Genomic DNA, 19971 nt, shown 5'->3' with positions numbered 1-19971 from the left:
ATAGCTCCGGCGGATTTTGATGGTCTCGGTGGCTTCGAAAGGGTCTGGCTTGGCTGCGCGCCGTCAGGCCCTTTTTTGCACCGAGGCGTGAGGAGACCACCACGTGAAACTCTGCGTCATCGGGACTGGCTACGTCGGGCTGGTGGCGGGTACCTGCTTCGCCGAGGGCGGCAACGATGTGATCTGTGTCGACATCGACGAAGCCAAGATCGCTCAGCTCCGCCAAGGGATGGTGCCGATCTACGAGCCCGGGCTGGAAGAGCTGATCAAGCGCAACGTCGCCGAGAAGCGGCTGACCTTTAGCACTGACCTCGCCGCGGCGATCCGCCAATCGCTCATCTGCTTCATCGCCGTCGGCACGCCCTCTGGTTCGGACGGCAGCGCGGATTTGCACGCGGTCATGCGCGTCGCCGCCGAGATCGCCGAAGCGATGGATGGCTATCGCGTCATCGTCGACAAGAGCACGGTGCCCGTCGGCACCGCCGAACGGGTGCGGCAAGTGATCGCGTCGCGCACCCGGCACGAGTTCGATGTCGTCTCCAATCCCGAGTTCCTCAAAGAAGGGGCGGCGATCGAAGACTTCATGAAGCCCGACCGCGTTGTGATCGGCAGCGGCAGCGAGAAGGCGATCGAGTTGATGAAGGAACTCTACGGCCCGTTCGTCCGTAACGAGAACCCGATTCTCGTCATGGGTACCGCGAGCGCCGAGATGACCAAGTACGCAGCCAACGCGATGCTGGCGGCGCGCATTTCGTTCATGAACGAGATCGCAAATCTGTGCGAGCGAGTCGGTGCGGATGTCAGCGACGTGCGTCGCGGCATCGGCTCCGATCGCCGCATCGGGCATCATTTTCTTTTTCCCGGTGTCGGCTACGGCGGCTCGTGCTTTCCCAAGGATGTCAAAGCCGTGATTCGCACCGCCATCGATCAGGGGCTCGACTTCGCGATGCTGCGCGCCGTCGAGGCGGTCAACGAACGCCAGAAGCAGACCGTGGTCGACAAGGTGCAGCGGCACTTCGGCGAGTATCTGCGCGGGATGAAGTTCGCGGTCTGGGGCCTCGCGTTCAAGCCGCGCACCGACGACATGCGCGAAGCGCCGGCGGTCACCGCGATCGACTCGTTGCTCAAGGCCGGCGCTGAGGTCCACGCGCACGATCCCGAAGCGCTCGGCGAGGCGCGCAAGATTTTCGGCGATCGCATTCAATACCATCGCGTCAACTATGACGCCCTCGCCGGCGCGTCGGCGCTCTTGATCATGACCGAGTGGAACGAGTTCCGCCGCCCCGATTTCGATCGCATGCGTCAGCTTCTCAAGCACCCGGTGATCTTCGACGGCCGCAACCTTTACGAGCCGGTGGAAATGAAGCAGCGCGGTTTCACCTACTACTCCGTGGGGCGGCCTCCGGTCACGTCATGAGCGCGCAACGCATCCTTCTAACCGGTGGCGCCGGCTTCATCGGCTCCCATCTCGCCGATCGATTGTTGGCCGAGGGCCACACCGTCATCGCCATCGACAACCTCTCCACCGGCCATCCGCGCAACATCGGCCACTTGATGGGTCACGAACGCTTCAGCTTCATCAAGCACAACGTCGTCGACTTCATGTACGTCGAAGGCCCGGTCGATGCGATTCTCCACCTCGCGTCACTGCCGAGTCCGGTCGACTACCTGCAGAAGCCGATCCCGACGCTGAAGGTCGGTGCGCTTGGAACCCACAAGGCGTTGGGACTCGCGCGGGCGAAGAACGCGAAGTTCTTACTCGCGTCGACTTCGGAAGTGTACGGCGACCCGCAGGTGCATCCGCAACCGGAGACGTACTGGGGCAACGTGAATCCGATCGGCCCGCGCGGCGTCTACGATGAATCGAAACGCTTCGCCGAGTCGATGACGATGGCGTACCATCGCTATCACGGCATTGACACACGCATCTGCCGCATCTTCAACACCTACGGTCCGCGCATGCGGCCCGACGACGGCCGGGTGGTGACCAACTTCATCGCGCAAGCGCTGCGCGGCCAGCCGCTGACGGTCTACGACGACGGCTCGCGCACGCGCAGCTTCTGCTACGTCAGCGATCTGGTCGACGGTTTCGTGCGTTTGCTCGGCAGCAACGAGACCGATCCAGTGAATCTCGGCAACCCGAGCGAGATGACGGTGCTGCAGTTCGCCAAGATCGTGCAGAAACTTACCGGTACCAGGTCCGAGATCGTGTTCGTCAAGCCGCAGGACGAACGGACGCAGGATGATCCGCACATCCGCCAACCCGACATCAGCAAGGCGCAGCGCGTGCTCCAGTGGGAGCCGAAGATCAGCGTCGAGGAAGGACTCGCGCGCACCGTCGAGTACTTCCGGCAACTCTTCGCTCAGGAGCGCGCATGAAGATCGTGGTCACAGGCGGCGCCGGCTTCATCGCTTCGCATATCACCGATGCCTACGTCGCGGCGGGTCACGATGTCGTGGTGGTCGACGACCTATCGTCGGGTAAGCGGGCGAACCTCAACCCCAAGGCTCGCTTCGTTCAACTCGACATCCAGGATGGCGCCGCAGTTGGGGAACTCTTCGCGCGCGAGAAGCCCGAGGTGCTCAATCACCACGCGGCGCAGATGGACGTGCGCCGTTCGGTTGCCGATCCGGTGTTCGACGCGCGCGTCAATATCGTCGGCTTGCTCAACTTGATGGAGCAGGGGCGGCGCAATGGTTTGAAGCGAGTGATCTTCGCCTCGACGGGCGGCGCGATCTACGGCGAGCAGGAAGCCTTTCCCGCGCCCGAGACCCATCCGCTCGCACCGATCAGCCCGTACGGCGTCGCCAAGCTCTCGAGTGAGCGTTATCTGTTTTTCTATTTCACCGCCTACGGCATCCCGTACCTCGCCTGTCGCTACGGCAACGTGTACGGCCCGCGCCAGAACCCGCACGGTGAGGCCGGCGTGATCGCCATCTTCATCGAGAAGTTCCTTCGCGGCGAGCACCCGATCATCAACGGCGATGGCAAGCAGACGCGCGACTATGTCTTCGTCGGTGATCTCGCACGGGCCAGCGTCGCCGCGTTGAAGTCAGACTATTGCGGCGCGTTGAACTTCGGCAACGGGCGCGAGACCGACGTGAACACGCTGTACGAACGCTTGGCGCCGTTGTGTGGTTCCAGTGCGCCGGCGCAGCACGGCCCGGCCAAGCCCGGCGAGCAGCTCCGCAGTGTGATCGACGCGTCGGCCGCTGGCCGCGTGCTCCGCTGGCGTCCGGAAGTGTCGCTCGACGAAGGACTGCGCCAGACGGTGGAGTGGTTTCGCGCGCGGAAACAGTGAGGTGTCAGGTGAAGAGGGGCTGGGGCATGTCCCTCCGAACGCGGCATCCGCTTCCGAGCACCTGACCATCGTCCTATGGAGCTGCAGTTCATTCGCAATTTCTCGATCGTCGCCCACATCGACCACGGCAAGTCGACGCTGGCCGATCGGCTGCTCGAGTTCACCGGCGCGATCACCGAACGCGAGCGCCAGGCGCAGATTCTCGACAGCATGGATCTCGAGCGCGAGCGGGGCATCACCATCAAGGCCAGCGCGGTGCGCTTGTACTACCACGCGCAAGACGGCAACGACTATGTCCTGAACCTGATCGATACGCCGGGGCACGTCGACTTCGCGTATGAGGTGTCGCGCAGCTTGGCGGCATGCGAGGGAGCGCTGCTGGTAGTGGACGCGGCGCAAGGCGTCGAGGCGCAGACGGTGGCCAACGCGTACCTCGCCATCGATGCCAATCTCACCGTCGTGCCGGTGCTCAACAAGATCGATCTGCCGAGCGCTGAGCCGGAGCGAGTCATCGCTGAGATTGAAGAGATCATCGGCCTCGATGCACACGAAGCCGTGCGCACCAGTGCGAAGGCCGGCATCGGGACGGAGGCGGTGCTCGAAGCGATCGTGCAGCGTATTCCGGCCCCGCTCGGCGATCCGACCGCGCCGCTGAAGGCGTTGATTTTCGATAGCTGGTTCGATCCCTATCACGGTGCCGTCGTGCTGGTGCGCGTGCTGGACGGCCGCGTCACCGCCGGCATGCGCATCGTGATGATGACCACCGGTGCGCAATTCGATGTCACCCGAGTCGGCGTGTTCGCGCCTCGCGCCACGGTCATCGACGCGTTGGAGTCGGGCGAAGTCGGATTCATCATGGCCGGCATCAAAGACATCCGGCACACCAACATCGGCGATACGGTCACCGAAGCCGATCGTCCGACGGCGCTGCCGCTGCCGGGGTTCAAGAGCGTGAAGCCGATGGTGTTCAGCGGACTCTATCCGGCCGACACGACGCAGTACGGCCCGCTGCGCGAGGCGATGGAGAAGCTGCGCCTGAACGATTCGTCATTCACCTACGAACCCGAAGTGTCGGTGGCGCTCGGCTTCGGTTTCCGCTGCGGCTTTCTCGGGCTGTTGCACATGGACGTGATCCGCGAGCGGCTCGAGCGCGAATTCAACCTCACGTTGATCACCACCGCGCCCACCGTGGCGTATCGCGTTACGACGATCACCGGCGAGGTCTTGATGGTCGATAGCCCGGTGAAGTTACCCGACGCGCAGAGCATCGCGACCTTCGAGGAACCGTTCATCGTGGCCACGGTTCACGTTCCCGAGACCTATCTGGGCGGCGTGCTCAAGCTCTGCGAAGAAAAACGCGGCAAGCAGCGCGAGTTGAAATTCTTCGGCCGCGGCCGTGCCGCGGTGATTTACGAATTGCCGCTCAACGAGGTGGTGCTCGACTTCTACGATCGCTTGAAGTCGGTGAGCAAGGGATACGCCTCGCTCGACTATGAGTTCCTCGATCTCCGACCCGGGGATCTGATCAAGCTCGACGTGCGCATCAATGGCGAGGCGGTCGACGCCCTCTCCCTCATCATCCACCGCGAGCGCGCGTATCCGCGTGGGCGTGAGCTGGCCGAGAAGATGAAGGAACTCATCCCGCAGCAAATGTTCGAAGTGATCATCCAGGCCGCCATCGGCAGCAAGATCATCGCGCGCGAAACCGTGCGCGCGCTGCGCAAGAACGTGACCGCCAAGTGCTACGGCGGCGACATCACGCGTAAGCGCAAGCTGCTCGAGAAGCAGAAGGAAGGCAAGAAGCGCATGAAGCAAGTCGGCCGGGTCGAGATTCCGCCGGAAGCGTTCCTGGCTGTTCTCAAGGTGGAAGCGTAGGCGCGAATTTACTAGGCGAAGCTGCGTTTTCAAGGCTAAGGTCACACGCGATGTCTGCACGCACGCCACGAACGGGTTCGATTGTCGCCAAAACCGCGGCCGGCACGAGCGCGCGCCCGGCGACCAAGTCGACGGCGCGTGAGTATATCGAAGCCATCGTCGTGGCGGTGCTGGTGGCGCTGTTCATTCGCACCTTCTTCGTCCAAGCGTTTAAGATTCCTTCCAGCTCGATGGTGCCGACGCTCCAGATCGGTGATCATCTCCTCGTCAACAAGCTTGCCTACGGTATTCGCATCCCGTTTCTCGAAAAGAACCTGGTTCGATTCGGCACGCCGAAGCCGGGCGACATCATCGTATTCATTTATCCCCAGGACGTGACCAAGGACTTCATCAAGCGCGTGATCGCGGTGGCGGGCGAGGTAATCGAGGTGCGCGATAAGCACGTGTTCGTCAATGGCGTGCCCCGTGACAACGAGCACGCGTACTTTGCCGATGGCCGCAATCAAGTCGGCGGCCCCGCGCCGCGCGACAACTTCGGGCCGGTCACGGTGCCGCCCGACCATGTGTTCGTCATGGGCGACAATCGCGATCGCAGTCTCGATGGTCGCTTCTGGGGCTTTGTGAGCTTGGACGCGATCCATGGCAAAGCCTTCCTGATCTATTTCTCCATCGATTGGGATGTGTGGCGGGTGCGCTGGGAGCGGCTGGGCGATTTAGTGTATTAGGGTAGTGCAGAGGAGGATTCCATGTGGCGGTTTCGTACGAGGCTGGTGGGTGTGGGCGTGCTGTTGGTGCCGGTATGGGTGGGGGCGCAAACGGCGAACTTCGACTCGGCTGTGACCACGGGAACCGATGGCCGGCCCTCGGCGATCGCGATCGCCGACATGGACAAGGATGGCCACTTGGACGTGATCACGGCGAACTCCGATAGTGCGTCGATCACGCTCTTGACGGGCGACGGCATGGGCAACGTGTTCTCGTTCCCGAAGTTCAACGCGGGCACGGTGCCGATGGGGTTGGCGATCGCCGACATGGACGGGGATCACAATCCCGATGTCGTGGTCTCCAATGCCAACGTGTCGACCGTATCGGTCCTCAAGCGCTTTAGCGATCCGTGTCCGAACGGTGACCCGGTATGCTTTCACTACTACTGCACGGGCGACACCAGCAGGGAGTGCGAGCCCTCGATGGATTCCGGCAGTCTCGATGAATGCGAGCTGGACAGCGTCGGCACATGCAGCCCGTTGACGTTTGTGCTCGGTGGTGTGTGTACGGGGGATTTCAGCCGGCGCTGCAACCCACAGTTGACCGGCGACATGGACGAATGTCGCGTAGCCGGCGTGGGGACGTGCAACACGATTGCGGGCCCCGGGGCCGTGGCCGCGGCCGACCTCGATGGCGATGGACACATCGACGTGGCGGTGGTCAGCGAAGGTAACGGCGACGGTGACGGCAAGGTCAGTGTCCTGTTCGGAAATGGCGACGGTACCTTCGGGCGGATCACGACCCGCGCGGCGGGTTCCAAGACCAACGCCGTCGTCATCGGTGACTTCAATGGTGATACCAAGCCCGATGTCGTGGCGATTAACAGCGCCAGTCAGACCGTCTCGGTGTTTCTCGGCGATGGACACGGAAACTTCATGCCGCGCATCGACACGAACATAGGAACGGCACCCGCCGCCGCCGCCGGCGGCGACGTCAACGAAGACACCCGGCGTGACTTGATCGTCGCGGTACCGACCGGTCTGGTGGTGTTGCTCGGAGACGGGCAGGGACACTTCACCGTTGGGCCGACCCTAGCAGCCGGCAATACGCCGTCGGACGTCGTGGTCACCGACACCAATGGTGACAATCATCTCGACATTGTCACGAGCAATAGCCGGAGCACCGATGCGAGTGTGTTGTTAGGCGACGGGCGCGGACATTTCGCGACCGCCCGCACGTTCGTGGCGGATGGAGAGCCGCTCGTGGTGGCCGTCGGTGATCTCGACGGTGACGGCAAGCCCGACGTGGTCACCGGCAACCAGGCAACCCAAGGCCCCGACGTGGCGGTGCTGCTCAATCGCAGTCCCGGGCGTTTGCTGGGCGTTGAAGACATCTTGGTCGGCTCGACGGTCTCTGGCATGGTGGCAGGGGACTTCGATGGTGACAGCTTGCCGGACATCGCGGTCACCTTCGGAGCCGATACGAGCAGTCGCGCGCGCTTGTATCTGGCGCGAGCGGACGGCAAATTTCTCGCGGGCAGCGACATCGAGGTAGACAGCAACCCGAGCGCGGCGGTCGCGGCCGACTTCAATCGCGACGGCAAGCTCGATCTGGCCACCGTGAATGGTGGCACCGGCAGCATCTCGATGCTGTTGGGTCATGGTGACGGCACGTTCGATTCGCAGGCGGTCATTGCCACGACGGCTCACGCGGTAGCGGGTGTCGTCGGCGACTTCGACAACAATCGCATCCCGGACATCGCCCTTGTGTCCATCGGTGAGCCGGGCTCTGTCACGGTGATGTTGGGCAACGGCGACGGCACGTTGCACAGCGCAGGCACGACGGGTGTCCGCAACACGCCGGTGGCCATCGTGGTCGGGCACTTCAACGGTGACGCCTTCGAGGATCTCGCCATTGCCAACAGCGGCTCCGACAACGTGTCGGTTCTGCTTGGCAATGGCAACGGCACCTTTCACACCGGCTCGGTGGTGCCGGTCGGGATGAATCCAGTGGCGCTCGCGACCCTCGACTTGAATCGCGATGGCTTCGATGACTTCGCGGTGGCGACGGCCACCGGCCAGCGCGTGGAAGTGTACACCGGCAACGGCATGGGCAGCTTCACGATTCCGACGTTCCCACCCGCAGCCGGCAGTACCCCGTCGGGGATCGTTGCCCGCGACTTCAATGGTGACGGGCGGCCCGACATCGTCGTCGCCAATCAAGTGTCGAACGACGTGACCGTGCTGGTGAACACCCAAACCGGGCGCTTGATGCGCGCCGGCAGTGTGACGATCAGCCGCCAACCGAAGGCAATCGTTACGGCCGACTTCAACGCCGACGGACGCTACGATGTTGCAACCGGCAACGCTTCGACCGCGATGAATGTGTCGGCCCTCAACAACTCGGGTGCGACACCGGTGCTGCGCGGCGACGGCAATGGCGATGGACGGGTCTCCGCCGCGGATCTGGTGGCGGCGCAGCGGCAGGTCACAGACAGTGACAGTCACCGTGTCGAAGATGTCGGGCGGGGCACCTTTGCGGCCGCCGCGGGTGTTGATGCCAACGGCGACGGCGTCGTGACTCCGCAGGACACTTTCGCGACCGCGCGCCGGATCTTTGTCGGGAGCTGATCATGGCGAGCGAAGCCCAGTTGCAGCGCGACCTGACGACAGCGATGAAGGCGCGCGATATGTCCACGGTCTACGTGTTGCGCGGCGTGTTGGCGGCCATCAAGAGCGTCAAGGTCGACAAGCAGATCCCCGAGCTGCCCGAGGCGGAGATCGCCGGACTGATTCGCAAGGAGATCAATAAGCGTACGGAAGCTGCGGGATTCGCAGCCAAGAGCGGCCGCGAGGAACTTGTTGCCCAGAATCGCGCCGAACAAGTTGTGCTCGAAGCGTATCTCCCGGCGCAGATGGATGCTCCGCGGCTCGAAGCCGTGATCCGCGAGATCGCGCAGGAACTCGGCAGTCCCGCCATCGGCCCCATCATGGCGACGCTCAAGCAGCGATACGCCGGGCAGTACGACGGCAAGCTCGCCAGCGAGCTAGCGCGCAAACTGAGCTAGTCTTCTGAGCCGCACGCGTCTCCGACGCCTTCGTTGAATCGACCTGGGAAACACGCTAAGCCAGCCGTTGGCAGTCGATTGAAGGAGAGCTGTCTCTATGGCGACCGTAATTACGTCGGAGTGCATCAACTGCGGCGCGTGTGAACCGGAATGTCCCAACACCGCGATCTATCAGGGTGGGGTGGAGTGGGACCTGAACGACGCGAAGCACCCGGCGGTTGCGCAGGACATCTTCTTCATCGTTCCCGAAAAATGCACCGAGTGTGTCGGCTTCCACGATCACGAAGCCTGCGCGGCGGTGTGTCCGGTGGACTGCTGCATCCCCGATCCGGCCCGTCCGGAGGTCGATGAGGTGTTGATTGCGCGCGCGCGCGAGTTGCATCCGGGCACCGAGTTCCCGCCCGACTACCCGTCGCGGTTCAGGAAGGGGAATGGGCATGCCGTTGAAGGGGTGCCGGCAGCGGCCCCGGCCGCAGCAGCGGCTCCGGCGCCGGCGACTCAGGCGGCCGCCGCCCCCGCGGCCAAGGCGCCCGCGGTGATTGGTGCCCGCGTCGAGAAGGCACTCTCCGGGCCGAGGCCGGCGAGCGTCCGGGTGCCGCGCAAGCCGCGTATGCTCAAGGCCTTCCAAGGCGAATTGAAAATCAACTTCGAAGAAGCGGCGGCGATGCTGAATGCGCCGCGCTCTGGTTCGCGCGGCTTCAAATGGTTCGCCGCGCTGGCGCAGCCGCTGCTCGGGGCCTTGCCGTTCGGTCAGAAGCAGCGCATCGAAGCCGCGGTCGGTGACAAGCGCTTCTTCACCGCCGCCGGCGCCACCGGGCTCAACATCCTTCACAACATGATCATCTATCCGGCGGTGATGGTGGCTGTCGGCGCGTTTGCACTCAAGCGCAACGTGTTCAGCGACGAGCTCAGTTCGCTGATCGTCCTCGGCTTCGCGATGGCGGCCTTCGAAGCGATCTGGCGCATGCGCGAAGCGATCTTTCGCGCCGCGCCGTTGGATCAAGTCCGCTTCCGCGCGGCACTGTACGCGCCGCCGCTGGCCGCACTGTTCGTGCCGCTGACTCGTATGCTCAAGACCGCCGAAAGTGTCGGGACATCGCCGGTCGATGGCTTTCACGGCGGCGAGTTCGAAGACAAGCAGGAACGCGAGAAACGCTACGGCGAGGTCTACACGCTCACCGAGCAGGGCAACGGTTTCCTGCTGCGGCTGGAATTTCCCCGCACGGTGCCGCACTCCGCGTTGAAGGACCAGTTCGGCGTTCCGGACGACATGCCGGACTACGATTACGATCTGGCGTTACAGGGTGGGTACTTGATCGTGAAGGGGCGGGTGGAGGATCCTGTTTTGCGCAAGCTGGCGGCGGTCTCGCCGGCGTTTCCGCCCGACTTCACCACTCACATCAAGCTGCCGGCCCCGGTGGCCGGCTTCAAGCATCGCTTCGTCGACCGTACGCTCGAAGTGGTGCTGTTGAAGTAATCGAGTATGCGCACCGCCCTGCAGGGGCTGAGCCACAATCTCGCGCCGCTGGCCGACATCGCCGGCGTTCGTCGGCCAATTGCGCCGACGGGCGGCGCCTCCGATATGGCTCTGCCGGCCGCGCGCAGCGCACTCGCGCAAGCGGGCGTGACCGCTGACGCGGTCGACTTCATCATCTTTGCGACCATGACCCCGGACGTGACATTCCCGGGTGCGGCGTGTTTCTTCCAGCACAAACTCGAATGCGGAACCGTCGGCGCACTCGACGTGCGCGGGCAGTGCGCGGGCTTTCTGTTCGGTCTCTCGGTTGCCGATCAGTTCATCCGGGCGGGAACGTATCGCCGCGTGCTGTTGGTCGCCGCTGAGGTGATCTCTCCTGGACTAGATTACTCTGAAGGCGGCGAGCGAGTGGCGCGGCTGTTCGGCGACGGTGGCGCGGTGGCGGTGCTGGGTCCGGGTAGCGGCGATGCGGGCGTGCGCTCGGTGGTGATTCACAGCGATGGGCGACAGTACGATCGCTTCTGGTGCGAGTATCCATCGAGTCGCCAGCACCCGGTGCGGGTGACGTTGGAGAACTTCGAGCAGCGGGTTCATTTCCCCACGCTCGACTTCGACGTCGTGCGCGACTTCGGTCTGGTCACGCTTCCCGTGGTGATCGATGAGGCGCTTGCGAAGGCCGGGGTACCGCGCGACGGCATCGATCACTTCGTGATCGCCCACGTCTTCCCGGAAGTCGCCGATCGTGTGGCCGAACAGATGGGCATCGCCAGTCGGTTCAGCAATCCCAGCCGTGAGGTCGGCCATCTTGCCGCGGCGTCGGTGCCCGTGAGTTTGAGCATATCGATGACGGCGGGCGCAGTCGGTCCCGGCGCGAAGGTGTGCTTGGCGGCGTGCGGCGCTGGTTTCGCCTGGGGCGCCGCGGTGGTGCAGCTATGAGCCAGACTGGAGGACGCAACTCGCGGATTCTGAGCGTCGCGCGCCACGTGCCCGATCTCGTCGTGACGAACAACGACCTCGCCGGGCGCATGGAGACGTCGGACCAATGGATTCAGCAGCGCACCGGCATCAAACAGCGTCACTTCAGTGGCGACGATGTCGGCGCCGCCGATCTCGGCGCAATCGCCGCCACCGAGGCGTTGCAGCGCGCCGGGGTGCGGACCGAGCAAATCGGCCTGGTGATCTTCTGCACGCTCAGCCCCGACTACGACATGCCGAGTTCGGCGTGCGTGCTGCAGGCGCGTATGGGGATGTCAGGCATGCCGGCGTTCGACGTGCGCAATCAGTGCTCGGGATTCATTTATGGCTTGGCGACGGCCGATGCGTACATCAAGAACGGCACGTGTGACTATGTGCTGCTGGTGGGCGGTGAGATTCACTCTACCGGCATCGAACTCACCACGCGGGGCCGCGAGGTCGGGGTGATCTTCGGCGACGGTGCGGGCGCGCTGGTGATCGGACCATCGGACGATCGTACGCGCGGCATCCTGTCGACGCATCTGCACGCCGACGGCAAGTACGCTGAGATGTTGTGGCTCGAAAGTCCGGGAAGCCGCGAGCGGCCACGCCTGACCGAGGAGATGATCACCAACGCGCGGATTTTTCCGAAGATGAAAGGCCGCGAAGTCTTTCGCCACGCGGTCACTCGCTTCCCGGAGGTCATTCGGGAAGCGCTCGATACCAACGGGCTGACGGTCGCGGACATAGATCTGCTCATTCCGCACCAAGCCAATCAGCGCATCAGCCAGATGGTGACGATGGGACTGGAGTTGCCGGAGGGGAAACTGTTCACCAACATCGAGCGCTACGGCAACACCACCGCGGCGTCGATTCCGATCGCGCTCTCCGAAGCGCTGGAAGCCGGGCGGGTGCGGGACGGCTCGCTGCTCTGCCTCGCGGCGTTCGGTGCCGGCTTCACCTGGGCGTCCGCCTTGATCCGCTGGTAGGGGACTGCGTGGAACTCAACCTCGCGCCGATGCGCGCCGATGATCTCGCCGATGTGATGGAGATCGAGCGCCGCTCGTTCTCCCAGCCGTGGACGCCGGGGCTGTTTCTGCACGAGCTGAAGGTGCCGTTCTCGCGCGTCACCCTCGTGCGCGCCACCAACGGCACCCGCACGACGCTGGGCTATGTGTGCCGCTGGTTGGTGGGCGACGAGGGTCACATCTTGAACCTCGCCGTGCATCCCGCGCATCGCGGGCGCGGCGTCGGTCGCTTACTGGTCGAGTCGGTCATCACCGAAGCGCGCACTGCGGGAGTGGATTCGGTCACGCTCGAAGTGCGCCACGGCAACGAGGCGGCGCGCGCGCTCTATCTCAAGCTGGGCTTCACCGATCGCGGCGTGCGCCGCAACTACTATGGTCAGGGTGACGACGCGATCATCATGACCTTGCCGCTGCGAGCGCCGGCGAGCGCCGCCGCTCACCGCTAACTCGAAATCCATGATCCGTGTTGCAATGAGATCGCCGCGATGGCTATCATCCGCGCCCTGACCGTTGGGTCAGAACGAGGAGGCCGATGAGATTTCCGATTCACATCATGACCGACATGGTGAAGTGGCAGGCCAAGAACTGGTGGCAGGGCCGCACGCGCTATCCGTTCGTGCTGATGCTCGAGCCGTTGCACACCTGCAACCTCGCGTGCATCGGCTGTTCGCCCGAACGCTACAGCGGTGATCTCAAGGATCGCCTCTCGCTCGACGAGTGTCTGCAATCCGTCGACGAAGCCGGTGCGCCGGTGGTCTCCATCTGCGGCGGTGAGCCGACGATCTATCCCGAACTACCTGAGCTGATCGACGGCATCATCGCGCGCAAGCGTCACATTTACCTGTGCACCAACGGCCTGCTGCTCGACCGCTTCTTCAAGAAGGGCAAGCCGCACAAGCGACTGAGCATCAACGTCCACCTCGATGGGATGAAGCGGACCCACGATCTGGTGACCGATCGCGCCGGCGTGTTCGACAAGGCGATCGAGATGATCAAAGAAGGCAAGCGGCTCGGCTATCAGGTCTGTACCAACACCACGGTGTTCCGCGAGACCGACGTCGCGGAGATCGAAGAGATGTGCGCGTTCCTCGATTCGATTGGCGTCGACGGTATGTTGATCTCGCCCGGTTACCACTACGAGCCGATCAAAGAGAACCACTTCCTGATCCGCGACGAGATCCATCAGAAGTTCAAACGCGTGCTCGAGCTCTCGAAGAAGTATCGTCTGTACTCGACGCCGCTGTTCCTGCAGTTCGCCGCCGGCGAGCGCGACTATCCGTGCACGCCGTGGGGCAATCCGACCCGCACGCCGAAGGGCTGGAAGGGGCCTTGCTATCTGATCGAGAAGCAGCAGTTCGCCACCTGGGGCGAATTTTGGAACGGTGTCGACTGGGACTACTGGGAGTCACGCAAAGATCCGCTGTGCCAGAACTGCAAGATGCACAGCGGCTTCGAGGCATCGGTGGTGCGCCACCTCGGCGGCAGCATGAAAGATATGGCCACCATGGCGCGGTGGAATTTCTCGTCGTAGCTCCTTCCGCTTCCTTCGCAGAGACCGTCGATTGTCTCTGAAGCGTAGGGGCGATGCATGCATCGCCCTCCGTCTTCAACCGTGGCGAACCTGCTAGTTCGCGGGCGACGCATGCGTCGCCCCTACAGTCGGACAAGGCTGAGCTTGCGCCAAACCCTCACCTGGGGCAGGTTCTGGCACGCATGAACGCACGCACGTTCCGCAACATCGTCCTCAGTCTCGTCGTCAGCGCGCTGTTCCTCTATCTTGCGTTTCGCAACGTGCCGTTGGCGGATCTCGGCGCCGCGTTCGGCCGCTTCGATGCGCGGTGGTTGGTGCCGGCGTTTGCCATCAGTATTATGTTGCAAATCTTTCGCGCCTGGCGCTGGCAGTTGGAGCTACGGCCACTGACCCACATCGCGCTGGCTCCGCTATGGGTCATCACCAGTGTCGCGTACATGGCCATCAACGTGTTGCCGGCGCGCATGGGTGAAGTAGTGCGGCCATGGCTGCTGTCGCGCCGTAGCGCGGTGAGCTTCTCCAACGTTGTCGGCAATCTCGTGGTCGAGAAGACGATGGATTCGGTGGTCATCCTTTTCTACATCCTGCTCGGCCTGCTGACGACCGCCGATCTACCGGTGTGGGTACGGCGCGGCGCGTTGTTCCCAGCCGTGGGCGCCGCAGTGTTGGTGACGCTGGTGCTGCTCTTGTGGTGGCGTGGTGAAGCGTTCTTCGAGCGCGCGGTCGTGCGGTTGCTTCCCGAGCGTTTCGGCGTCGGGCTGATGCGGTTCCTCAAGGCGGTCGTCGCCGGCATGCAGATCCTGCCCGACCGGCGACTGCTCGGCTTGGTGTTCGTGATGTCGCTGGCGCTGTGGTTCCTGCCGATCTTATCGAGCTACGTCGTCATCCGCGCCTTCAGCTTCGCCGTGCCCTTCAACGCCGCCGTGATCGTGTTCATCTTCATTGGTTTTGGCACTGCCCTGCCGCAAGCGCCGGGTATGATCGGGACGTACCAGTACGCCTGTCAGCTCGCGCTCGCATTGTTCGGCGTGCCGGCGGCTGACGCCCTCGCCTACGGAGTGGTGCTCAACGCAATTCAGCTCGCGAGCTTGATCGGCCAAGGAGTGATCGCGCTGCCGTTCGCCGGCGTGCGGATCGAAGACGTATTGCGTGCGAGGGGTGAGGCGCAATCCGAACCGGTGGCGTGAGCGATCGACTCAACGACACGCAACCTGTGCGAAGGTTTCGTCACAGCTACCCCGCCCCACGAGCGCTTGCGCGAGGTAGCGCCGGGCTGCGGCGTTCTGCGGATTGAGCACGACAGCTCGACGCAGCAACTGTTCGGCCGCAGCCGGATCGCCTCCCAACAACCGTGGCAGATTGAGGAGTAGGGCGCCCTTGGCCGCGAGCGCATCGGCATCGTCGGGACTGAGACCGAGCGCCAGATCAAGTTCCTGTCGCAGACGACGGACGGTGGCGAGGCTGTTGAGGCCGAGCCCGGCCAGCTCTGCCTGCTTGCCGAGGTTGCAGAAGACGGCGAAGTGAGCTCTGGCATCGCCCGAATCAGCGGCGACCGCCGCCTCGGCAAGCTGCAAGCCGCGATCGAGGATGACAGGTTTCTCGGTGTCGGTGAGATCCTCCGCCCGTTCGCACATTGTGAGCGACTCGCGAGCCATCGGCGAGCCAGACGGTTCGGCGGCTATGGCGATCCGACTCATCAGCATCAGTCGCAGGGCTAGTAACCCGGCCTGGCTCGCTCTGGTCATCTCACCCCTCATTACGAAGATTGCCGGCGGATGGATGCATCGGTTCGACCCCGCGCGCCTTGACTCGTTTCCGGGCATGTGATTTTCAACGCACACGACGGGCACCCCTGCGGTGCCCTTCTTTTTGCGAGCCAAATGCAGAGTGCTGTTCACATCGCCGGTGCCGAACCGTCCCGCCTCTCTCTCGGCGACTTCCAGTTCGACCTGCCTCCCGAATTGATCGCTCAGGAACCGGCAGTAGGTCGTTCGCAGGCGCGTCTTTTGGTCTGGGATCGCGGCTCGGCTGCGCGCACGCACACGCACGTCGCCGACCTCGCTCGTTTCGTTCGCCCGGGCGACGTGTTCGTGTTCAACGACACCAAGGTCATCCCGGCGCGTCTGTACGGCCGAACCAGCGCCGGCGCCGCCGTCGAGCTGCTCGTGATTTGGCGAAGAAGCCCTCACCCCAGCCCTCTCCCAGAGGGAGAGGGGGCGGAGTGGGAGTGCCTGGGGCGACCGAGCAAGCGACTGCGGCCGGGCGTTGAACTGCGCTTCGCTGATGCCGCGTCGGCGGTTGTTTGCGCCGCTCACGGCGACGGTCGCTACGATGTCACCTTCGACACTGACGATGTGCTCGCGCTCCTCGCCGCGCACGGTGAAGTGCCGTTGCCGCCGTACATCAAGCGGCCGGACGGACCGCTGCCGTTCGATCGTGAGCGCTATCAAACAGTGTACGCGTCGCAGCCCGGTGCGATTGCCGCGCCGACGGCGGGCTTGCACTTCACGCCCGCGCTGCTCAATGGCTTGCGTGCAGTGGGCGCCGCGACCGTCTTCGTGACGCTCCACGTCGGACCGGGAACGTTTCTGCCGGTGCGGGGCGATGACTTGAACGATCATGTCATGGACGCCGAGTGGTGCGAGATTCCCGAGGCGACGGCGGCGCGGATCACCGAGACGCGCCGCGATGGCCGACGCATCGTGGCGGTCGGTACGACGACGACGCGCGCCCTGGAGTCTTCGGTTGACGCGGCGGGTACGCTGCGCGCCGGCGCGCGCTGGGCGGATCAGTTCATTCGCCCCGGTCATCGCTTTCGCGTGATCGATGCGCTGTTCACCAATTTTCATTTGCCGGGGTCGACGTTGCTGGCACTCGTCAGTGCGTTCGCCGGCCGCGAGCAAACGCTCGCCGTGTACGAAGATGCCGTGCGGCAGCGCTACCGATTCTACAGCTACGGCGATGCGATGTTGATTCAATGAGCTGCGCCGTGCCCACCGCCGCCAGCGCTCCGCCGTTCTTTGCCGTCGATCAACCCGGTGACGGGCGCACCGCCCGCTGCGGAACGCTCACCACCGCGCACGGCCTGGTGTCGACGCCGAACTTCATGCCGGTGGCGACGGCGGGAACGGTCAAGGGCATCACGCCCTCGCAACTCGGCGAGATCGGCGCACAGATCATTCTCGCCAATGCGTATCACTTGGCGTTGCGTCCGGGCGTCGAGTTGATCGAAGGGCAGGGGGGGTTGCACCGCTTCATGGGGTGGAACGGTCCGATCCTCACCGACAGTGGCGGCTATCAGGTCTTCAGCCTGGCACCGCTGCGCAAAGTGAGCGAAGAGGGCGTGGAGTTCCGCTCGCACATCGATGGCGCCAAGCTCGCCCTGCGTCCGGAAGACGTCATCACGATTCAACTGCGCCTGGGTGTCGATATCCTCATGCCACTCGATGAGTGCCTCCCGGCACCGGTCGCTCGCGCCGATGCCCAACGTGCGATGGCGCGCACGCTCCGGTGGGCCGGCCGTTCGCAGACCGTGGCGCTGAACGAGGGCCAGGTCCTATTCGGGATCGTGCAAGGCGGTGTGTTTGGCGATCTGCGCGAACAGTGCGCTGCGGAACTTGTCGCGCTGGGGTTTCCAGGCTATGCGGTGGGCGGATTGAGTGTGGGAGAAGCTGTGGAAATGACTCGCGACGTGGCTGCGGCGACTGCGGCCGCTTTGCCGGCCCGTGCGCCGCGCTACCTGATGGGCGTCGGCCGGCCGGAGGACCTCATCCGCTTCGTCGGAATGGGCTACGACCTGTTCGATTGTGTCATGCCGACGCGCAACGGGCGCAACGGCATGCTGTTTACGTGGGACGGTCCGATGAACATCCGCCTGGCGCGTTACGCGCGCGATCCCGAACCGGTGGACGCGAGCTGCGGCTGCTACGCCTGCCGCACCTTCTCGCGCGCCTACCTCCGCCACTTGGCGGCGAGCCGCGAGATGCTCGGCCCGCAGCTCAACTCGCTGCACAACCTCCACTTCTATCTCGACTTGATGCGCCAGATGCGGGCGCAGATCGCGGCGGGTAGCTTTGCCGAATGGGCCACCGCGCGCATCGCGCGCCTCGAACAGGGAGCAGATGCATGATCGATACCGCCTGGGCACAGGCCGGACCGGGTGGCGCGCCGCCGGCGTTGGTGAGCTTCGCGCCGCTGCTGCTGGTGTTCGTCGTCTTCTACTTCTTGCTGATCCGCCCGCAGCAACAGAAGCAGAAGGAGCATCGCCTGATGCTCGAGAATCTCAAGAAGAACGATGAGGTGATCACCACCGGTGGCTTGTACGGGCGCGTGATCACCATCGAAACCCAGATCGTAACGCTCGAAGTCGCTCCCAACGTGCGTGTACGCGTCGATCGGCCGCAGATCGCTTCGCTTGCGCGTAAAGACGAACCGAAGTCGAAAGACGACCCCAAGGCGAAGGATAAAGACAAGTGAACTCGCAAAATCTGTGGATGCGGATAGGACTCGTCGCGGCCATGATCGTGGCCGCGGTGGTGATGTTGGTGCCGACTTACTTCGGCGCGAAGCCCGATGGTTGGCCCGGGTTCTTGCCCGCCCCAATTCGGCTCGGCCTCGATCTCCAAGGTGGGACGCACTTGGTCTACACCGTGGATGTCGACAAGGCGATCGAGAATCATCTCGAACGCGCGGCCGACGAACTGAAGACTGACGCGAAGAACGAGCAGATCGGCCTCAGCAGCGTGAGCGTGCAGAACGAAATCATCACCGCCCAGCTCAGCGACCCGGCCAAGAAGGACGCGCTGGAGAAAGTGATCTCCGATCACTTCCCCAATCTCTCGATCGAAACCGACAGCAGCGAGGGCGTCGTCCGTGCGAGAATGACGAAGGTGACGATCCGCGACATCCGCGAGAGCGCCCTCGACCAATCGCTCGAAATCATGCGCAACCGCGTCGATCAGTTCGGTGTCGCCGAGCCGATTGTCCAGCGCGAAGGCGATCGCGACATTCTGGTGCAGTTGCCCGGCATCCAGGATCCCGAACGCGCCAAGGCGCTCATCGGTAAGACCGCGCTGCTCGAGTTCAAACTCGTCCCCAAGGATGCGTCGGCTGCCGGCGCGGTCACGATGCCGTTGCACGATCGCGACGCCGTCACCGGGCGGGTCACGCGCAGTGAGATTAAAGTCGAGCCCCGTACGCTGATGACCGGAGACGCCATCAGCAATGCCCGGCCGCGTCCCCCGACCGCCACGCAAGGGGCACACGTCGAGTTCGAGTTGAACCCGCGCGGCGCCAAAATCTTCGAAGAACTCACCGGCAACAACGTCGGTCGCCAACTGGCGATCATCCTCGACGGGGTGGTGCAGTCGGCCCCGCGCATCAACGATCGCATCAGCGAGCGCGGAATCATCACCGGTAACTTCGAACTGAAGGAAGCGCGCGATCTCGCGCTGGTGCTGCGCACCGGCGCGTTGCCGGCTCCCGTCCATCCCGCCGAAGAGCGGACTGTCGGCCCTTCACTCGGCAAGGATTCCATTCGACAGGGCGTGCTCTCGTTCGTTGTCGGTGGCAGCCTCGTCGTCGTGTTCATGCTGGTGTACTACAAGGGTGCGGGGGTGATCGCCGACTCCGCGCTGGTACTCAACGTGTTGTTCTCTCTGGCCGCGCTGGCCGCGCTCGGCGCAACCCTGACGTTGCCCGGCATCGCCGGCATCGTGCTCACCTTGGGTATGGCGGTGGATGCGAACGTGCTGATCAACGAGCGCATCCGTGAGGAGCTGCGCCTGGGTAAGACCGCGCGCGCCGCGATCGACGCCGGATACAAGCGGGCGCTCCCGGCCATTCTCGACTCCAATACGACGACGTTCCTCTCCGGTATCATCCTGTTCCAGTTCGGCTCCGGGCCGGTGAAGGGCTTTGCCGTCACGCTCTGCATCGGCATCGCGACCAGCTTGTTCACCGCGGTGGTCGGAACGCGCGTGGTGTATGACTACTTGCTCAGCCAACGACGGCTGCAGACCGTGAGTGTGTAA

General features: G+C 63.9%; 18 protein-coding genes. 17 read left to right on the top strand and 1 reads right to left on the bottom strand.

The genetic code is table 11. The features are described 5' to 3' along the window. Positions 1-103 precede the first annotated feature (103 nt). The 13 genes from HYR72_25680 (at position 104) to HYR72_25620 (ending at position 15126) form a co-directional block, all read left to right on the top strand. Positions 104-1417 carry a UDP-glucose/GDP-mannose dehydrogenase family protein gene (locus tag HYR72_25680; protein MBI1818387.1) on the top strand — a complete coding sequence of 438 codons (1314 nt, stop codon included), beginning with the start codon at positions 104-106 and terminating at the stop codon, positions 1415-1417. After that, entirely contained in the window at positions 1414-2379 is a 966-nt protein-coding gene (locus tag HYR72_25675; protein MBI1818386.1) for an SDR family oxidoreductase, read from the top strand. The genes HYR72_25680 and HYR72_25675 overlap by 4 nt, the downstream gene beginning before the upstream one ends. Further along, complete coding sequence (locus HYR72_25670) at positions 2376-3302, top strand: NAD-dependent epimerase/dehydratase family protein (GenBank protein MBI1818385.1); 927 nt, start codon at positions 2376-2378, stop codon at positions 3300-3302. Before HYR72_25675 ends, HYR72_25670 begins: the two co-directional genes overlap by 4 nt. A 75-nt stretch (positions 3303-3377) precedes the next feature. Next, positions 3378-5177, top strand: coding sequence for an elongation factor 4 (gene lepA / locus HYR72_25665; GenBank protein ID MBI1818384.1), 1800 nt, complete (start codon positions 3378-3380; stop codon positions 5175-5177). A gap of 50 nt (positions 5178-5227) precedes the next feature. Continuing rightward, complete coding sequence (gene lepB / locus HYR72_25660) at positions 5228-5902, top strand: signal peptidase I (GenBank protein ID MBI1818383.1); 675 nt, start codon at positions 5228-5230, stop codon at positions 5900-5902. A 21-nt stretch (positions 5903-5923) separates the two neighbouring features. Continuing rightward, positions 5924-8512, top strand: coding sequence for a VCBS repeat-containing protein (locus HYR72_25655; GenBank protein ID MBI1818382.1), 2589 nt, complete (start codon positions 5924-5926; stop codon positions 8510-8512). Between the two features lie 2 nt (positions 8513-8514). Then, complete coding sequence (locus HYR72_25650) at positions 8515-8949, top strand: GatB/YqeY domain-containing protein (protein ID MBI1818381.1); 435 nt, start codon at positions 8515-8517, stop codon at positions 8947-8949. Between the two features lie 97 nt (positions 8950-9046). Then, positions 9047-10426: a 4Fe-4S dicluster domain-containing protein gene (locus HYR72_25645; protein ID MBI1818380.1), complete on the top strand. Its 1380-nt coding sequence runs from the start codon at positions 9047-9049 to the stop codon at positions 10424-10426. Between the two features lie 6 nt (positions 10427-10432). Beyond that, positions 10433-11362, top strand: a complete 930-nt coding sequence (locus tag HYR72_25640) for a 3-oxoacyl-ACP synthase III family protein (protein MBI1818379.1) — start codon at positions 10433-10435, stop codon at positions 11360-11362. Next, positions 11359-12369 (top strand): ketoacyl-ACP synthase III, encoded by a 1011-nt coding sequence (locus HYR72_25635; protein ID MBI1818378.1) that lies wholly within the window; start codon positions 11359-11361, stop codon positions 12367-12369. The genes HYR72_25640 and HYR72_25635 overlap by 4 nt, the downstream gene beginning before the upstream one ends. Positions 12370-12377: 8 nt before the next feature. Beyond that, positions 12378-12854 carry a ribosomal protein S18-alanine N-acetyltransferase gene (gene rimI / locus HYR72_25630; protein ID MBI1818377.1) on the top strand — a complete coding sequence of 159 codons (477 nt, stop codon included), beginning with the start codon at positions 12378-12380 and terminating at the stop codon, positions 12852-12854. A gap of 86 nt (positions 12855-12940) precedes the next feature. Continuing rightward, positions 12941-13939, top strand: coding sequence for an adenosyl-hopene transferase HpnH (gene hpnH / locus HYR72_25625; GenBank protein ID MBI1818376.1), 999 nt, complete (start codon positions 12941-12943; stop codon positions 13937-13939). A 182-nt stretch (positions 13940-14121) separates the two neighbouring features. Then, a complete protein-coding gene (locus tag HYR72_25620) occupies positions 14122-15126 on the top strand; it encodes a flippase-like domain-containing protein (GenBank protein ID MBI1818375.1) in 1005 nt (334 codons plus the stop codon). Between the two features lie 9 nt (positions 15127-15135). Here the strand turns inward: HYR72_25620 and HYR72_25615 are convergent, their stop codons facing one another. Beyond that, complete coding sequence (locus HYR72_25615) at positions 15136-15684, bottom strand: hypothetical protein (GenBank protein ID MBI1818374.1); 549 nt, start codon at positions 15682-15684, stop codon at positions 15136-15138. Between the two features lie 135 nt (positions 15685-15819). On the opposite strand from HYR72_25615, the gene queA reads away from it, so the two are divergent. The 4 genes from queA to secD are packed head-to-tail and all read left to right on the top strand — an operon-like array spanning position 15820 to position 19971. Beyond that, positions 15820-16920 (top strand): tRNA preQ1(34) S-adenosylmethionine ribosyltransferase-isomerase QueA, encoded by a 1101-nt coding sequence (queA, locus tag HYR72_25610; GenBank protein ID MBI1818373.1) that lies wholly within the window; start codon positions 15820-15822, stop codon positions 16918-16920. Further along, on the top strand, positions 16917-18068 hold the full coding sequence (gene tgt / locus HYR72_25605) for a tRNA guanosine(34) transglycosylase Tgt (protein MBI1818372.1): 1152 nt from the start codon (positions 16917-16919) through the stop codon (positions 18066-18068). Before queA ends, tgt begins: the two co-directional genes overlap by 4 nt. Continuing rightward, a complete protein-coding gene (yajC, locus tag HYR72_25600; GenBank protein ID MBI1818371.1) occupies positions 18065-18415 on the top strand; it encodes a preprotein translocase subunit YajC in 351 nt (116 codons plus the stop codon). The genes tgt and yajC overlap by 4 nt, the downstream gene beginning before the upstream one ends. Before the next feature lie 17 nt (positions 18416-18432). Further along, positions 18433-19971 carry a protein translocase subunit SecD gene (secD, locus tag HYR72_25595; GenBank protein MBI1818370.1) on the top strand — a complete coding sequence of 513 codons (1539 nt, stop codon included), beginning with the start codon at positions 18433-18435 and terminating at the stop codon, positions 19969-19971.

Source organism: Deltaproteobacteria bacterium (assembly GCA_016178705.1).
Lineage (GTDB): Bacteria > Desulfobacterota > Binatia > HRBIN30 > JACQVA1 > JACOST01.
The sequence above is the reverse complement of the archived record's forward strand: the minus strand, read 5'-3'. Positions and strand labels throughout refer to the sequence as shown.

What these genes read in the sequence shown, in the direction of transcription:
- HYR72_25675 (MBI1818386.1), top strand. Translation starts at nt 1,414, where the DNA reads ATGAGCGCGCAACGCATCCTTCTAACCGGTGGCGCCGGCTTCATCGGC.
- HYR72_25670 (MBI1818385.1), top strand. Translation starts at nt 2,376, where the DNA reads ATGAAGATCGTGGTCACAGGCGGCGCCGGCTTCATCGCTTCGCATATC.
- lepA (MBI1818384.1), top strand. Translation starts at nt 3,378, where the DNA reads ATGGAGCTGCAGTTCATTCGCAATTTCTCGATCGTCGCCCACATCGAC.
- lepB (MBI1818383.1), top strand. Translation starts at nt 5,228, where the DNA reads ATGTCTGCACGCACGCCACGAACGGGTTCGATTGTCGCCAAAACCGCG.
- HYR72_25655 (MBI1818382.1), top strand. Translation starts at nt 5,924, where the DNA reads ATGTGGCGGTTTCGTACGAGGCTGGTGGGTGTGGGCGTGCTGTTGGTG.
- HYR72_25650 (MBI1818381.1), top strand. Translation starts at nt 8,515, where the DNA reads ATGGCGAGCGAAGCCCAGTTGCAGCGCGACCTGACGACAGCGATGAAG.
- HYR72_25645 (MBI1818380.1), top strand. Translation starts at nt 9,047, where the DNA reads ATGGCGACCGTAATTACGTCGGAGTGCATCAACTGCGGCGCGTGTGAA.
- HYR72_25640 (MBI1818379.1), top strand. Translation starts at nt 10,433, where the DNA reads ATGCGCACCGCCCTGCAGGGGCTGAGCCACAATCTCGCGCCGCTGGCC.
- HYR72_25635 (MBI1818378.1), top strand. Translation starts at nt 11,359, where the DNA reads ATGAGCCAGACTGGAGGACGCAACTCGCGGATTCTGAGCGTCGCGCGC.
- hpnH (MBI1818376.1), top strand. Translation starts at nt 12,941, where the DNA reads ATGAGATTTCCGATTCACATCATGACCGACATGGTGAAGTGGCAGGCC.
- HYR72_25620 (MBI1818375.1), top strand. Translation starts at nt 14,122, where the DNA reads ATGAACGCACGCACGTTCCGCAACATCGTCCTCAGTCTCGTCGTCAGC.
- HYR72_25615 (MBI1818374.1), bottom strand. Translation starts at nt 15,684, where the DNA reads ATGACCAGAGCGAGCCAGGCCGGGTTACTAGCCCTGCGACTGATGCTG.
- queA (MBI1818373.1), top strand. Translation starts at nt 15,820, where the DNA reads ATGCAGAGTGCTGTTCACATCGCCGGTGCCGAACCGTCCCGCCTCTCT.
- tgt (MBI1818372.1), top strand. Translation starts at nt 16,917, where the DNA reads ATGAGCTGCGCCGTGCCCACCGCCGCCAGCGCTCCGCCGTTCTTTGCC.
- yajC (MBI1818371.1), top strand. Translation starts at nt 18,065, where the DNA reads ATGATCGATACCGCCTGGGCACAGGCCGGACCGGGTGGCGCGCCGCCG.
- secD (MBI1818370.1), top strand. Translation starts at nt 18,433, where the DNA reads ATGCGGATAGGACTCGTCGCGGCCATGATCGTGGCCGCGGTGGTGATG.